10 protein-coding genes, 6 tRNA genes and 1 pseudogene are annotated in these 14536 nt (G+C 59.3%); 2 read left to right on the top strand and 15 right to left on the bottom strand.

Annotated features, from left to right (window positions below; genetic code table 11):
* Positions 1–78 precede the first annotated feature (78 nt).
* Complete coding sequence (locus DWV20_RS04000) at positions 79–807, top strand: M48 family metallopeptidase (protein ID WP_158566310.1); 729 nt, start codon at positions 79–81, stop codon at positions 805–807.
* A 6-nt stretch (positions 808–813) separates the two neighbouring features.
* Here the strand turns inward: DWV20_RS04000 and folB are convergent, their stop codons facing one another.
* The 9 genes and pseudogenes from folB to DWV20_RS10040 form a co-directional block, all read right to left on the bottom strand.
* On the bottom strand, positions 814–1299 hold the full coding sequence (gene folB / locus DWV20_RS03995) for a dihydroneopterin aldolase (protein ID WP_117758571.1): 486 nt from the start codon (positions 1297–1299) through the stop codon (positions 814–816).
* 43 nt (positions 1300–1342) lie between these two features.
* Positions 1343–1924: an HD domain-containing protein gene (locus DWV20_RS03990; RefSeq protein ID WP_199411440.1), complete on the bottom strand. Its 582-nt coding sequence runs from the start codon at positions 1922–1924 to the stop codon at positions 1343–1345.
* A gap of 2 nt (positions 1925–1926) precedes the next feature.
* Entirely contained in the window at positions 1927–2484 is a 558-nt protein-coding gene (gene folE, locus DWV20_RS03985; protein WP_118256422.1) for a GTP cyclohydrolase I FolE, read from the bottom strand.
* A gap of 66 nt (positions 2485–2550) precedes the next feature.
* Entirely contained in the window at positions 2551–3132 is a 582-nt protein-coding gene (gene nrdG, locus DWV20_RS03980) for an anaerobic ribonucleoside-triphosphate reductase activating protein (protein ID WP_118256421.1), read from the bottom strand.
* Between the two features lie 426 nt (positions 3133–3558).
* Complete coding sequence (nrdD, locus tag DWV20_RS03975; RefSeq protein WP_118256420.1) at positions 3559–5781, bottom strand: anaerobic ribonucleoside-triphosphate reductase; 2223 nt, start codon at positions 5779–5781, stop codon at positions 3559–3561.
* Between the two features lie 680 nt (positions 5782–6461).
* Positions 6462–6536: transfer RNA gene (locus DWV20_RS03970), tRNA-Val, on the bottom strand.
* Positions 6537–6539: 3 nt separating this feature from the next.
* Positions 6540–6615 (bottom strand) — tRNA-Gly (locus tag DWV20_RS03965).
* 143 nt (positions 6616–6758) lie between these two features.
* Positions 6759–7049 carry a DUF3459 domain-containing protein gene (locus DWV20_RS10045; RefSeq protein WP_233539768.1) on the bottom strand — a complete coding sequence of 97 codons (291 nt, stop codon included), beginning with the start codon at positions 7047–7049 and terminating at the stop codon, positions 6759–6761.
* A gap of 506 nt (positions 7050–7555) precedes the next feature.
* A pseudogene (locus tag DWV20_RS10040) lies at positions 7556–8389 on the bottom strand (alpha-amylase family glycosyl hydrolase); the annotation flags it as partial.
* 440 nt (positions 8390–8829) lie between these two features.
* On the opposite strand from DWV20_RS10040, the gene DWV20_RS03955 reads away from it, so the two are divergent.
* Positions 8830–9951, top strand: a complete 1122-nt coding sequence (locus DWV20_RS03955; protein WP_147346307.1) for an IS110 family transposase — start codon at positions 8830–8832, stop codon at positions 9949–9951.
* A 618-nt stretch (positions 9952–10569) separates the two neighbouring features.
* On the opposite strand, the gene DWV20_RS03950 is transcribed toward DWV20_RS03955, so the two are convergent.
* The 6 genes from DWV20_RS03950 to DWV20_RS03925 form a co-directional block, all read right to left on the bottom strand.
* Positions 10570–10645 (bottom strand) — tRNA-Gly (locus DWV20_RS03950).
* Between the two features lie 42 nt (positions 10646–10687).
* Positions 10688–10761 (bottom strand) — tRNA-Cys (locus DWV20_RS03945).
* Positions 10762–10796: 35 nt separating this feature from the next.
* Positions 10797–10872: transfer RNA gene (locus DWV20_RS03940), tRNA-Gly, on the bottom strand.
* A 105-nt stretch (positions 10873–10977) separates the two neighbouring features.
* Positions 10978–11724 (bottom strand): anti-sigma factor antagonist, encoded by a 747-nt coding sequence (locus tag DWV20_RS03935; protein WP_117635453.1) that lies wholly within the window; start codon positions 11722–11724, stop codon positions 10978–10980.
* 81 nt (positions 11725–11805) lie between these two features.
* A complete protein-coding gene (locus DWV20_RS03930) occupies positions 11806–14151 on the bottom strand; it encodes a GAF domain-containing SpoIIE family protein phosphatase (RefSeq protein ID WP_118256418.1) in 2346 nt (781 codons plus the stop codon).
* A 59-nt stretch (positions 14152–14210) separates the two neighbouring features.
* Positions 14211–14300, bottom strand: a tRNA-Leu gene (locus tag DWV20_RS03925).
* Positions 14301–14536: the final 236 nt, after the last annotated feature.

Here is a 14536-nt window from a genome sequence, read left to right as displayed (position 1 = left end):
GCCCGCCCCCCCCAATCTGAAGGATCACATTTGACGCAGCAATTTACGATTTCCGTATCCCGACCGGATGGGACGGCCTTGCCCGTCATCGTTACCAAAAAACGCGTCAAGAACTTCAACCTACGCGTCACATCGAGCGGTGAGGTCCACGCCAGCGCACCGCTCGGTGCCGGTCGCGAGCGCATCGAAGCGTTTGTGAAGCGCAACAGCGCCTGGATTATCAGCCGACTTGCCCAACGTGAGCAACGTCAGGCGACAGCGCGAGAGCCGCTCAGCCCATCGTCCATCATTGCACTTTGGGGCAAGCCCATCACGGTACAGGACGCACTCGATCACAACTTTGCATCGCCCGCACCGCGACCCAAGCAGGCCACCTTCGCAAGTTTTATGGGTACCGACGAATCGGACGAAAGCCCACAGGCCAAGCGGCGCGCAATCCTCGACGGCCTAACGTCCGACGAGCTCCAAGCCCACATCGACCAGCTCTACGCGTCCGAGGTCACCGCAGCGCTACGCGACATCGTGCACGCGTACGAAATCGCAATGGGCGTCACCGTGGCCCGCGTCTCCGTGCGCAGCATGAAAACGCGTTGGGGCTCCTGCACACCCAAAACCGGCGCCATTCGCATCGCGCGCGAGCTCGCCGCCTACCCCGTCGAATGCCTCGACATGGTTGTCGCCCATGAGCTCGTCCACTTGCTCGAGCCAAGCCACAACCAGCGGTTTCACGCCCTGCTCGACACGTACTGCCCTAACAATAGAGCTCTGTCGCAGCGGCTCAAGCAGCCACCCCTCAACAAGCTCTAGCGTCGACTAGCGCACGCGCTCGATCTCGACGCCGCAGCTTGCCAGCGGCAAGCCGACAGGCGCCCACGGTTTATCGAGCTTTATGCGCACACCAAGCAGCGAGGGATAACGGCGCAGCAGCATCTGGGCCGTCCCCTCGGCTGCCGCCTCGATGAGTTTAAACGTATGCTCGCGCAGATAGCCATCAACATCGTGGCACACCGAGCCGTAGTCAATCGAGGCATCCAGGTTATCGTGCTCCCCCGCCGCGCGCAGGTCGGCATAGAGCACCAGAGAAACGATGAACTTCTGACCCAGCGCGTTCTCCTCGGGATACACGCCATGGTTGGCAAAAACCTCAAGGCCGTCAATGGCAATACGATCGGCATGGCGCAGATCGTCATAGCTCACGTGAGGCACCGCCGTTGCGGTGGATATTTCGCCCCTTCCACGGCGAGCGAGCTCGGCGCCTTCAGTCTTGGTGGCATTCTCGGGCAGTTTCTTGTTACTCATCGCGATCGTCTCCTTCGTTTAGAACCCCGACCGCGCAAATCAACTACACGCGAATCGACAGGTTCTTTTTATCATCGCTCCAGTTGCAAGCATTGCGCGCGGGGCATGCAAAGCAGGCGCGCGACGCTTTGTCGGCTGCATAGAGCAGACGCTCAAGCGGTTGGCTGTTCACGCGCAGCTTTCGATGGCCCAGAATGGCCGTCTTAATGGCTGCGGCATCGGCCGGCTCAAACGCCATGTCATCGGGCATGCCACCGAGGATCGCATCAGCGACGCGTTCGCTTGCAACATCATGGGATATACCCGATTCATACTGTTCATCTTTGCCGATATCGTGAAGAAGTGCCGTGGCGTAGATGACCTCGCGGTCAAATTCGAGCTGCTCCTCGAGATTCTTGATCCACATAATGCGAGCGACATCGAGCAGATGGTCAATACCGTGGCGGCAGAAGATGCGCCCCGATTCCAACTGTGCAATGTTGCCCAGGTGCCGCCGGAACAGCCCGTTGGTACAAATGTAATCAATGCGAGGCATGGCGCCAAAGGGGGCCAGGCCCGAAGCCATAAAGCCGCGACGCGACGTCCCCTCATCGGTCTTCGATGTAAAGTCGTTGACGACTCTCATGGTTAGCGGTCCAGCATCCTAAAGAAACGCTCCTCGAGCGCGGGATCGGTCTCAAAGACGCCGCGGCGAGCGAGCGTCACGGTCTTGGTGCCGGGCTTTTGCACGCCACGCATCGTCATGCACATATGCTCGGCCTCCATCAACACAATCGCTCCCTGGGGAGCGAGATACTCCATGAGGGCATCGGCAACCTGCGCACACAGCTGCTCCTGCAGCTGCAGACGGCGGGCATAAACCTCAATCGTGCGAGCAAGCTTGGAAAGCCCGGCCACCCGACCGTTAGGGATATAACCAATGGCGGCCTTGCCATAAAACGGCAGCAGATGATGTTCGCACAGCGAGTAGAACGTGATGTCGCGCTCGATAACCAAATCGTTCGAAGCGACGGCAAAGGTTTTGGACAGGTGCTCCTCGGCACTCTGGTCCACACCGCCGGCGATCTCGCCATACATACGGGCAACGCGCGCCGGGGTCTCCAGCAGGCCCTCACGAGTTGGATCCTCGCCTATGCCCTCAAGCAACAGCTTAATGGCGGCCTCGACTTTTTCCTGATCGACCATCTGGGCCTCACTTTTCCGATTTCACGTTTGCGCTATGGTACCACGCCCTCCGGCATCGACCACAAGCTACATAGTATGGGTCGAATAGACCGGATCATCGCGCCAAAGTTCAACCGCATCACAAAGCGCAACGCCCTCGCGCTCAGCACGGGCGCGCGTAGCGTTCATATCGATCACGCGCTGGTTGCTCGAGCCCCTAAAGCGCAGCGTGATATCGTACAGGTCCTGAACAAACGGGCCGTCCACCAACATGTCGAGGCAGGCAAAGATGCGGTCCGTCACCTCGGTATGATGACGACCACCCGGCATAAGCTCCTCGAGCACGTCACCGGTAAAGCACCAAATGGTCTTCCCCGACCCCACTGGATAGGCCGCGCGAACACGCTCGACAAACTCAACGAGCCCCGCCTGATTCTCGGGCTCCATGGGCTCGCCGCCCAGAATCGTCAGACCATCGATAAAGGGATGATCGAGACTCTTGATAATCTTGTCCTCGACGGCACGATCGAACGGCTCACCCGCAGCAAAGTCCCACGCAACAGAGTTAAAGCAATTCTTGCACCCACGACGGCACCCGCTTACAAACAGAGAAGTACGAACGCCTTCTCCATCAGCAATGTCGAAATACTTAATGTTCGCGTAGTTCATAGGTAACTCTCCCGGGAGGCCGGGACATATCATCCCGTCCTCAAACATTCTCGGCCTGCGGCCTGCGAAACTGCGGGCGGGACGATATGTCCCGGCCTCATGCAAAGGGTAACTCAATGAACGAAGCGAACATCGAGCATAGGGTTCGAGGTCCAATAAAAACTGGGTTGCGGCTCAACCACCATCGCAAGTAAATCGCAGCTGCAACTCGACTTATTTCCGCTAAGAACTTCGAGGAGTGAGCAGACTGCGCGCTGCATCTCAGCTACATCAACTTGGCTGCCCTGTAGCGAGGCCCCGGACCTTTGCTCGATATGAGTTCCGCACGAACAGGAGGCGCCAGTGGCGCCTCCGTCGTGAGCCAGGACTGTCCGAAATAGCGAGTAAAGGTCCGGGGCCTCGCTACAGGGCAGCCTGGGATGGTTATTAGAGATGCAGCACGCGGTCGCGGATCTCCTCGGTTCGGCCCTGGTTCCAGAACTGGGTACCGATGTAGCCGCACGTACGACGAGCGACGTTCATTTTCTCCTGGTCGCGGTTGCCGCAGTTGGGGCACTCCCACACCAGCTTGCCATCGTCCTCAACAATCTTGATCTCGCCATCGTAGCCGCACACCTGGCAGTAGTCGCTCTTGGTGTTGAGCTCGGCGTACATGATGTTGTCGTAGATGTACTGCATCACGCGAATGACAGCCTTGAGGTTGTCCTGCATGTTGGGAACCTCAACGTAAGAGATAGCACCGCCCGGCGAAAGCTGCTGGAACATGCCCTCAAACTTAAGCTTATCGAAGGCATCGATCTCCTCGGACACGTGGACGTGATAGCTGTTGGTAATGTAGCCCTTGTCCGTCACGCCCGGGATAATACCAAAACGGCGCTGCAGGCACTTGGCGAACTTGTAGGTCGTCGACTCCAACGGCGTACCGTACAGCGAGAAATCGATATCGCTTTCGGCCTTCCACTCCGCGCACTTGTCGTTCATGCGCTGCATGACGGCCATGGCAAACGGCGTGCCTTCCTTCTCGGTGTGGCTGTGGCCCGTCATGTACTTGACGCACTCATACAGGCCGGCATAGCCAAGGCTGATGGTAGAGTATCCGCCCACGAGCAACTTATCGATCGTCTCGCCCTTCTTCAGACGCGCTAGGGCACCGTACTGCCAAAGAATCGGCGCGGCATCCGAAAGCGTGCCCATCAGGCGCTCATGACGGCACAGCAGAGCACGGTGGCACAGCTCAAGGCGCTCGTCGAAGATCTTCCAGAACTTGTCCATGTCCTGATGCGAGCTCAGCGCGACATCGGGCAGGTTGATGGTCACAACACCCTGGTTAAAGCGGCCATAGTACTTGGGTTTGGTCGGGTCATAGTTCAGCGCGTTGGCGACATTGTTAAAGCCGTTGCCCGAGCGGTCGGGCGTCAAGAAGCTGCGGCAACCCATGCAGGTGTAGCAATCGCCGTTGCCGACGGTCTCGCCCTTCGACAGCTTGAGCTCGCGCATCTTCTTCTCGGAGATGTAGTCGGGCACCATGCGCTTGGCGGTGCACTTGGCAGCAAGCTGGGTCAGGTAGAAGTACGGGGAATTCTCGTGAACGTTATCGTCCTCGAGTACATAGATAAGCTTGGGGAATGCCGGGGTAATCCACACACCGGCTTCGTTCTTAACGCCCTCATAGCGTTGACGAAGCGTCTCCTCCACGATCATGGCAAGGTCGTGCTTCTCCTGGGGCGTACGGGCCTCATTGAGATACATAAAGACCGTCACGAACGGCGCCTGGCCATTGGTGGTCATAAGGGTCACGACCTGATACTGAATCGTCTGGACGCCGCGACGGATCTCGTCACGCAGACGGTCCTCAACGACCTCACGGACCTTTTCGGCAGATGCCGAAACACCGAGCTCCTCGAGCTCGCGGGCAACCTCGCCGCGAATCTTTTGACGGCTCACCTCAACAAAGGGGGCGAGATGGGTCAGCGAAATAGACTGGCCGCCGTACTGGGAAGAAGCAACCTGGGCGATAATCTGCGTCGCGATGTTGCAGGCAGTCGAGAAGCTATGCGGCTTCTCGATCAGCGTGCCCGAGATAACGGTGCCGTTCTGGAGCATATCCTCCAGGTTCACCAGGTCGCAGTTATGCATGTGCTGGGCAAAGTAGTCGGAATCGTGGAAGTGGATCAGGCCCTCGTTGTGGGCATCCACGATCTCCTGGGGCAGCAGCACGCGCTGAGTCAGGTCCTTGGAAATCTCGCCGGCCATGTAGTCGCGCTGAACGGAGTTGACGGTCGGGTTCTTGTTAGAGTTCTCCTGCTTGACCTCTTCGTTATTGCACTCGATCAACGACAGGATCTTGTCATCGGTCGTGTTCTTCTGGCGCTTCAGGCTCTGAACATAGCGATAGATGATGTAGTGGCGGGCGACCTCGTAGCAGTCGAGACGCATGATCTCGTCCTCGACCAAATCCTGGATCTCCTCGACCGAAACGGTGTGGCCCGCGTTCTCGCATGCCTCGGCGACGTTTTGCGCCGCATAAACCACCTGGCGGTCGGTTAGACGAGAGCTCTCCTCGACCTCCAAGTTTGCGGCGCGAATCGCATTGACGATCTTATCGATGTCAAAGACAACCTCGGTGCCGCTGCGCTTGATGATCTTCATCCTCTTGCCTCTTTCGCGTCGTAGTCTCATTGCGCTTCAGAGCCAAACGATGCCCGGCAGGGCTTGCCCCTGTCTTGCGGCGCCGTCGCGCAATCTGTGTTCTCGATAAACCATAGGTCCTCATGCGGACAATCCTCGCGGCCGATCAAGCGGCTCAAAGATCTATCCAAATGGGGCAAATAAGGTCCTCGTTCTCTGTCCGCCATCTATCATACGACAAAGAGGCATCTATATCCTGTATTCTTTTTTTAGTTCAAACACAACATATAGTGTTTCAGCAGGTCAAAGCAATTGGTCATTTTGCAGACGCATTAATTATGAGGGGTTCTTGGCAAGTCGGTAAAACGTTACCAACACGGCTACCTGCATGGCAGTTATAAAACCCCCTTAGTCAAGCCGCTGACAAATCCTACCAAAACCAAGCCGCTCACGCCAAAAGAATCCAAAAGATTATGCTTGACCAACATGTTGCGGTCGTGCCTTGCCGAGCCCCATGTAACCGCGGCACGAATCCTTGAAAGATATGTGTATGCAAACAGAGAAGATGAGAGTTTTCTCGGATGACTACTGAGAAGCATCCCAGAAGATCAAAAAACTCGAAATTTGGTGACGTATTTGGCGACCCATTTGGCGAGCAAAACAAAACAGCCCAGAGGCTAAGCCTCTGGGCTGCGAACATTTGGTGGGCGTTAGAAGATTTGAACTTCTGACCTCTTCCGTGTCAGGGAAGCGCTCTCCCCCTGAGCTAAACGCCCAAATGGAGCGGACAACGGGGCTCGAACCCGCGACCCCAACCTTGGCAAGGTTGTGCTCTACCAACTGAGCCATGTCCGCTTACGAGGATTAATCTTACGTGATACCCGCATCCTATGCAAGAACTTTTTTTTGAAAAGTTTTGCGACGCCCTCTCGAACCTCGCGAAGACATCAGCCACCACGGAAAGCGCGAGCAAACGCAAACTCGCCGCAAGAGGCCCCCTACAACTCAGCGAGCATGATCCAGGCAGAGCTGTCCTGCGCAAGTCTGCCGTCTGCAAGCGGTGATGAGGTGAGCAGGACCTTGCCCGCCGGCAGCTCCACGGGTGCTGCACCGAAGTTCGTCACACACGCCCAGCCGTTGTCGCGGCGATAGGCGATGACGCCGCCCTCAGCGCCCTCGGCACCATCCGCAAGGCCGGTGCGCCCGTCAAGATCGAGCCACGCAAGATCGTTAGCGCACCCGCGCAGCTTGCGCCGCAGCCAGAGGGCGTCACGATAGAGCGCAAGCATCGATGTCGGGTCCGCCTCTTCCCTATCGGCAGCGTAATCGGAAAACCATGCAGGCTGCGGCAGATGGGGCGCCGCATCGGCGTCCATCGGCGAAAATCCAAACGATCCGCCCTGCGCGGGATCGTCCGTCGCCACCCACGGCAGGGGCACACGACAGCCGTCGCGCCCCTTCTCGCGCTTCGATCCGTGCGTATTGGTCGCAGTGGGATCTTCGAGTGCAGCCCACGGGATGTCAGCCACCTCAAAAAGGCCGAGCTCCTCACCCTGATACACGTATGCCGAGCCCGGAAGCGCCAGCTCAAGCAAAAGGGCCGCCCGCGCGCGGCGCTCGCCGAGTTCACGGTCCTCGTCATAAGACGACCCGTCGCGTAAGAGCCAGTCGAGCGCAATCTGGTGGTAGCGCGTCGCCTTGATCTGCGGCAGGGCGTCGCCTTGATCTGCGGCAGGGCGAAGCGCGTCGCCACACGAGGCACGTCGTGGTTGGAAAGTACCCAGGTCGAGGCGGAATCGGATTCGATGGCTGCCTTCAAGCCCTCCTCGATTGCAGCGTGCATGTCATCATAGGTCCAAGTGGCCTTGGCGAACTCAAAGTTAAATGTCTGGCCAAGCTCGCTGGGGCGCGCGTAGAGATACTGGCGCTCGGGCAGCACCCACGCCTCGGCAACAGCGCTGCGCGGCGGATTATAGCGGTCGAACACGCGGCGCCACTCGCGATAGATCTCGTGAACCTCGTTGCGATCCCACAGCGGATGGGTGCCGTCGTCAACCATGTCATCGCCCTCGGCGAGATGCCACTGGTCGAGATCATCGCGGTCGAGATCCTTGGCGAGACCGTGCGCCACATCAATGCGAAAGCCATCGACGCCTCGATCGCTCCAAAACGCCAGGACGTCGCAAAAGAACGCGCGAACCTCGGGGCATGACCAGTCAAAGTCCGGCTGCTCGGGCGTAAACATGTGCAGATACCACTGACCGTCCGCAACACGCGTCCAGGCGGGGCCGCCAAAGTTGGCATTCCAATTGGTGGGAGGCAGCTCGCCATGCTCGCCGCGACCATCACGGAAGATATAGCGGGCGCGCTCGGGCGATCCGGGGCCGGCGGCAAGAGCGGCTTTGAACCAGGGGTGCTGGTTGGACGAATGGTTGGGCACGATGTCGACGATGACCTTGATGCCGCGCGCGTGAGCCGCGGCGATCATGTCATCGAAGTCGTCAAGCGAGCCGAGACGTTGGTCGACATCGCAGTAGTCCGCCACGTCATAGCCGCCATCGACAAGAGGCGATGGGTAAAACGGGCTCAGCCAGATGGCCTCGATACCCAGCCGCTCAAGATAGTCCATCTGCTGGGTAATGCCCGCGATATCGCCCAAACCCGAACCAGTCGAGTCCTTAAACGAGCGCGGGTAAATCTGATAGATCGCGGCATCGGACATCCATGAGCGCGAGGAGGACTTTTCTGTAGCCATGGGGTGTGTCTCCCTTGCAACGAGGTTTTGTGAGATGCCCACGATGATACGCCCAAAGCTGACATTCACGGCAATCAACGCCGCAGCCACGCCCCAAACGCTCGCCCCCTCTCGGGCTCGAGCCTCCTGGGACGAATCGATCGATTAGTGAAAAGAACGGAAGACTTACTCCCCCGGCCACGACAGACACTATGACCCAATCCAGGGGCACGGAAACGACAGGAGCCCCCGCTCGTGACCGCGGGTCGGGGCTGCGACAATGTTGTTGAAGTGCCAGAGGCGCAGCCGCGCCGCAACGAGGTTGGGAGGCTCCCGTGCCTAGATATTCTACCGCCTTCGGAATGGACGTACACCTCAGGTCCACCACCGTCTGCGCGCTCGACGCGGAGACGGGCGAGGCCGTGACGAGGAGGTTCCGCGGCAACCCCTGGGGCGAGGTCGCGGAGTGGATGTCGGGCTTCCCCGGCCCGTCGCTCGCCGCCTACGAGAGCGGCTACCTCGGCTTCGCCCCGCAAAGGGAGCTCTCCGGGCTCGGCGTCGACTGCGTCGTCGCGGCCGTCTCCAAGGTCCCGAGGTCGGCTGCCGACCTCTCGTCCAAGAACGACCGCAACGACGCGGCCAGGATGGCCAAGGCGATACTGTCGCACGACGTCACCCCGGTATGGGTGCCGTCCCCCGAGATCGAGGGGCTCAGGGACCTCGCCGCCGCCCACGACGCCGCGACCGCGAGGCTCGCGGCGGCGAAGCAGCGGCTCCTGGCGTTCCTAGCCCGCCGCGGCTATGTCTACGGCGGCACGACGCCGGCCGGCAACCCCCGGAAGTACTGGACGTACGGCTTCCTCAGGTGGCTCGACGGCATACACCCCGCCGACGACGGCGGCATCCGGGCGCTTGCGGCGCTGAGGAACGAGGTCGAGGCGGCCGACGAGACGAGGGAGGCCCTCCTCGCCGAATACAGGGCCGCCGTCGCGGCGGGCCCCCTCTCGGCCGAGGTCGAGGCGCTCCAGTCGATCAAGGGGTGCGGGTTCGCGCTCGCCGCCGCCTTCGCGTCCGAGGTCGGCGACTTCTCGAGGTTCCGCTCCGGCAGGCAGGTGACGTCCTACTTCGGCCTCGCCCCGAAGCAGAGGTCGAGCGCGGACTCCGTGCGCCTCGGCGGAATCAGCGGGGCCGGCAACGCGCTCGTCAGGAAGCTGGCTGTCGAGGGGTCCTGGTGCTATGCCCAGGCCGGCCACCAGCCGAAGCTGATGCCCAAGGGCTCCGGCGTGCCCCTCGAGATAAGGATGCACGGGAGGAAGGGGTCCGAGAGGCTCCTGCGCCGCCGCGAGGAGATGATCGCCCGCGGGATGCCGCAGGCGAAGGCGAACGCGGCCACCGCGGCCGAGCTCGTGAGGTGGCTGTGGGCCCTCGGCACGATGTGCCGGGAGGGCGCGGAATAGACATAAGCCCCCGTCCCGGCGAGCCGGGCAGCCTTCGGGGACACCCCCGTTCTCGCTGTGCGCGCGGCGGCCGCCGCATGCGCGAAGACAGACTAGGGGAACCCCGCCGAAGGAGAGGATTGCGGGCCGCCGGAGCGGTATCCGCGGATATGAGACTGAGCCGAAGGCGTCGATGACATGCCGGGGGCGGACCGGGACGGGTTTAACGGCAGGCCCCGCCGACCGATTGCAAGCGGTCGGCGGGGCCATTGTGGCCCTTGACAGTGGATTGGGTCATATGAGCGAGCGGGCTCCGGGTGCCCCAGGTTGCCGCGAAAGAGGAGGGAAGCGTACTTTATGTACGCGACCGACGATTGAGGGGCAAGATGGGGTGCCCGGGGCCCGCGCAGCGTCAACAAAAAACGCGGTTCGTTAGAACCGCGTAAGATAGTTGGAGCGGACAACGGGGCGTCTGCGTATCCGCTTCGCGGATCCGCACCGGCTTCGGTCGCCTGTCGGCGTCCTCGCCAGCTCGCTACAAACGCTCCGCGTTTGCTTAACGCTCGCTCCCTCTCGGGTTCGAGCCCATACGATGGGTACGAAAAAGCCCGGCTACCGTAGTAGTCGGGCTGTTGCGTTTGGAGCGGACAACGGGGCTCGAACCCGCGACCCCAACCTTGGCAAGGTTGTGCTCTACCAACTGAGCCATGTCCGCATATGTAAAACAAAACGGGCGCCGGAGCGCCCGGATGTTGCCTGGAGGCGAAGCCCGGATTCGAACCGGGGGTAAAGGCTTTGCAGGCCTCTGCCTTACCACTTGGCCACTTCGCCGAAAAAGGACCGCTTGAGACGGTCCGGAAATGCAATGGAGCGGACAACGGGGCTCGAACCCGCGACCCCAACCTTGGCAAGGTTGTGCTCTACCAACTGAGCCATGTCCGCTTGCGGGTTATTAATTTACGCGAGTTGCCCAAAAGACGCAAGTACTTTTTTCAAAAAAGTTGTTCGCCACATGCTCTTGGCAGATATACATGCCAAAACGATTTACTAGGCGCACGATTCCAATGTTCCGCTAAACAGCTTTACCATCCGAACGCGCGTACCGGCACCATCAGTACGACGGGCAACCTCCACGTTGTCGACCAACATGCGCATGAGCTTGATTCCACGCCCGCGCTCCTCAGTCGTAACCGGTTCACTCGACCCGTCGATCGAATAGCCCGCCCCACGGTCGACAACCTCAATCACGACACGATCGCCATAGGCCTGAACCGTCAGGATGCATCCGATACCACCCGCATGGTCATACGCGTTGCCCAGCGCCTCGCCCGATGCCAATGCGACGTCATAGCGCTCATCACGCCTCAGGGGAAGCGATTCGAGTAGCTCGGCAATACGATGACGATAGTATGGAAGGTTCTCGATACCCTGGCGTACCTCGACACTCTTGCTCCAGCGAGGCAATTCCCCCACCGGAATGGCAGGAATCGACTCCCGAGCGAAGCCCGCAACATGGAGGATGTCGACAAGTCGGGCAATCTCCAAAAAGCGAATGACCTCATCGGAGGCGTTAACGAGCGAAAGCAGGCCCTCTCGCCTCATGAGCTCTCTGGCGCGTGTAAGCAAAAACGCCAAACCCGTCGAGTCGATAAAGCCCACGGCCTGGCAATTGATGACAACGCGGCGCACGCCCCGGTCGATCAAATTATCCAACCGTCGGCGCAGCGCGGGCACCGAGGCGATGTCGACATCACCCGGTGGCGTCAAAACCGCTATGTCATTCCACTCATTCATACGACCATGGTTCCCCAAAAGAGCTCGCTCGATGCACACATATCTACAACCGCGTAGGTTTCGCCCCTCAAGCGTCGCAGCCTACGATCGGCCCCGTAAAAACTCAAGGGACACCAACGCGATATCATCGTCCAGCGCCGACTCGGTAAAGCGGTCAAGCTCGCTCAAGACCTTACCGCAGATTCCCGATACGCCCTCACCCGAAACAGAGAGCAAAAGATCGCGAAGGCGTTGCTCGCCAAAGAAAGCACCAGAGCGATCGCGCGCTTCGATCGTTCCGTCGGTATACATAAAGAGCATGTCACCAGGAGCGAACGTAAAGACGCCCGTCTCGTACACCATGCTCTCAAAGGCACCGATCACGCCCGATTGACACCCAAGGAGCTCCACTTCTCCCCCGCAGGTCTCGCCGCCACCAAGCGGCGTCGACGACGGCCGAATGACCATAGTGGGAGGATGTCCCGCAGAGCAATAGGTAGCTCGGCCCGCCTTAAGATCGATCTTGGCGATAAACGCCGTCACAAACGTCTCGACCCTCGAAAAGCCCATGAGCATACTATTGAGCGAGCGAGCCATGCGAGCAGGCCCCGCACCCTCCCAGGCATAGGCCGTCAGCGCCGTCTTGACGAGCGCCGACATCGACGCCGCCTCGATTCCCTTGCCGGACACATCTCCCAAAATCATAACGGCGCAATCGTCGGGAAGACGAACAAGCGTATAGAAGTCACCGCCGACCAGCGCCGAATTCGTTGCCGATAGGTACACCGAATCGGCGGCGATTCCCGGAACGTCACCAAGCGAATTTCTCATGCCGATCTGAAGCGTCTGAGCGATATGACGCTCCTCGCGCTTTTGAGACTCACCCTCATAGATCAGCTCAAAATCGTGGGCCAAATGCACCATGTAGTCGTACTCAAGGTCGTCGATTGGCTCCTGGCTGCCATCGCGGAGCAGCAAAAAACGCGTCGTCGGTCCCTTGGCGACATCAGCGTGAACGATCGCATCGTTGTTTCGCTTGTCATCCGTCTCCGAGCGATAGCGCCCCGCCTCGATACCGGAGTCGACGTACAGTCCCTGACACGGCAGGCCGTGTGCTCTCAGCCATGCACCCATAGGCGTGGATTCATCCACGCGCGTTAGGCGCACGTGCTTGAGATCGTCAGCGCTCGTCCCGCCCAGCACCGACGTCTCGAACCCATCGGAAGCTGATCCCAGGCGCGCTGCCGGCGTCGTGACAGAAAAGAAGAGCGACTCCGGATCGCCCGGCAACGCTACGCGACTGCCGCCCTCAAAATCGATGACATAGGTTTCGAGACCCGCATCATACTCCACGGGGCAAAAATGACAGTTGAGCACAGCGCAAATTTCCGACGATACCGCGCGCGAAGCGACGACGGGATCATCAAGATAGGTAAAAAGCTCATCGCGCAGCACGTTGAGCGAACGACCAAGTTCTGCCGTGCGGCGCGAACGTAAGCTCGACGCCATGCCGACCATCTGAATAGACAGGTAATCGCAGATGACCTCGAGCACGTTAAGGTCATAGGCGAGTGGCGCCTGTGGACGTTTCCAACCGACCTCCAACACACCGAGCACCTGCGTGCCGTAAAACACGGGAAGACAGATCTCACTGCGATACGGAGGCATATCCTGCACGCGCAGCAAGTGTTTGGAACGATTGTCCAAATCCATGAACATACCCGAAGCAACCCGGTCGCCCTCAAGGTCCTGCTGAATCGACAGGCGGCAGGCACGCGACTCGCGAAGAACATACGTCGGAATGCCAGCGCCATACGGCAAAAACTCGGGCAGGTAGCTATCATGCAGCTCCTTGGAAACACCGCGAAGCTTAAAGCCGCCGCTCTCAGAAAAATAAATCGCAGCTCCAGAGGCATCGAGCGTTCCGACGAGCTGATTCAAAACGATATCGAGCAAGCTGGGGAGCTCATTGGAGCCCACGGTACTCATAATGACCGAAAGGGTACCCGAAAGGCGTTTATTCGCCACCCTAAGCTCCGAAAGCGCACGTTTGAGCTGACGATCGTGGGAATACTGCTCTTCGATACTGTGAAGCGCCACCAGGACACGTGGTGCGCGGCGCCCAAAGATGCGTGGAGGCGTTACGGAGCCCGCACGAACCAAGACGGGAATAAAAGAGCCGTCACTCAGCTTGAGCATCAGTTCGTTCTCGGAGCCATCAGTTTCAAATGGTAGACGATGTTCCGTCGCACGTTCAAAAGCGGACGAATACAGGACGTCTTTAACATCTCCACCGATGACGTCGGCGCGTTCCTCGCACATCAAACCAAGTAAGCGATTATTCACATGCAGAATGGTTCCGTCGAGCTCACAAATGATGACAGCATCGCTCGTGATCTCGACCAGTTGGGCAACGTCTGCCCACTCGTTGCGCTCAAGCGTTTCCATCGTGGACCTCACCGTCTATCGGTAACAAAAAAGCCTCCGAAGAGGCTTCTCAAATGCGATGGTGTCGGAGGCGGGACTTGAACCCGCATGACCAAAAAGCGGTCACTAGCACCTCAAGCTAGCGCGTCTGCCAATTCCGCCACTCCGACATGCTATGTTGTTGATTCGCGGTTCGTTTTCTTGGACCCGCGCGTTCAACGAGGAAGATAATAACCTATGATTCGAGAACTGTGCAAGCACTTTTTTCAAAAAAGTTTACGAATTTGTAAATGCGCTGGTAGATCTGTATGTCCGGGTCGGAATGGGGGCAGCTTCCCAGCGCGTCCTCGGGCATGCGGTACATTTTTATCCGCGCTTCGCGCTACAAAATGTACCGCCCCCTGCG

The organism is Collinsella sp. AF02-46-1 (genome assembly GCF_003465825.1).
Taxonomy (GTDB): domain Bacteria; phylum Actinomycetota; class Coriobacteriia; order Coriobacteriales; family Coriobacteriaceae; genus Collinsella.
This window is presented reverse-complemented; position numbering and strand designations above follow the sequence as displayed.

Coding starts and splice junctions, on each gene's coding strand:
- DWV20_RS03930 (WP_118256418.1), bottom strand. CDS start 14,151: ATGGAAACGCTTGAGCGCAACGAGTGGGCAGACGTTGCCCAACTGGTC.
- nrdD (WP_118256420.1), bottom strand. CDS start 5,781: ATGAAGATCATCAAGCGCAGCGGCACCGAGGTTGTCTTTGACATCGAT.
- DWV20_RS03935 (WP_117635453.1), bottom strand. CDS start 11,724: ATGAATGAGTGGAATGACATAGCGGTTTTGACGCCACCGGGTGATGTC.
- nrdG (WP_118256421.1), bottom strand. CDS start 3,132: ATGAACTACGCGAACATTAAGTATTTCGACATTGCTGATGGAGAAGGC.
- DWV20_RS10045 (WP_233539768.1), bottom strand. CDS start 7,049: ATGCTTGCGCTCTATCGTGACGCCCTCTGGCTGCGGCGCAAGCTGCGC.
- folB (WP_117758571.1), bottom strand. CDS start 1,299: ATGAGTAACAAGAAACTGCCCGAGAATGCCACCAAGACTGAAGGCGCC.
- DWV20_RS03990 (WP_199411440.1), bottom strand. CDS start 1,924: ATGAGAGTCGTCAACGACTTTACATCGAAGACCGATGAGGGGACGTCG.
- folE (WP_118256422.1), bottom strand. CDS start 2,484: ATGGTCGATCAGGAAAAAGTCGAGGCCGCCATTAAGCTGTTGCTTGAG.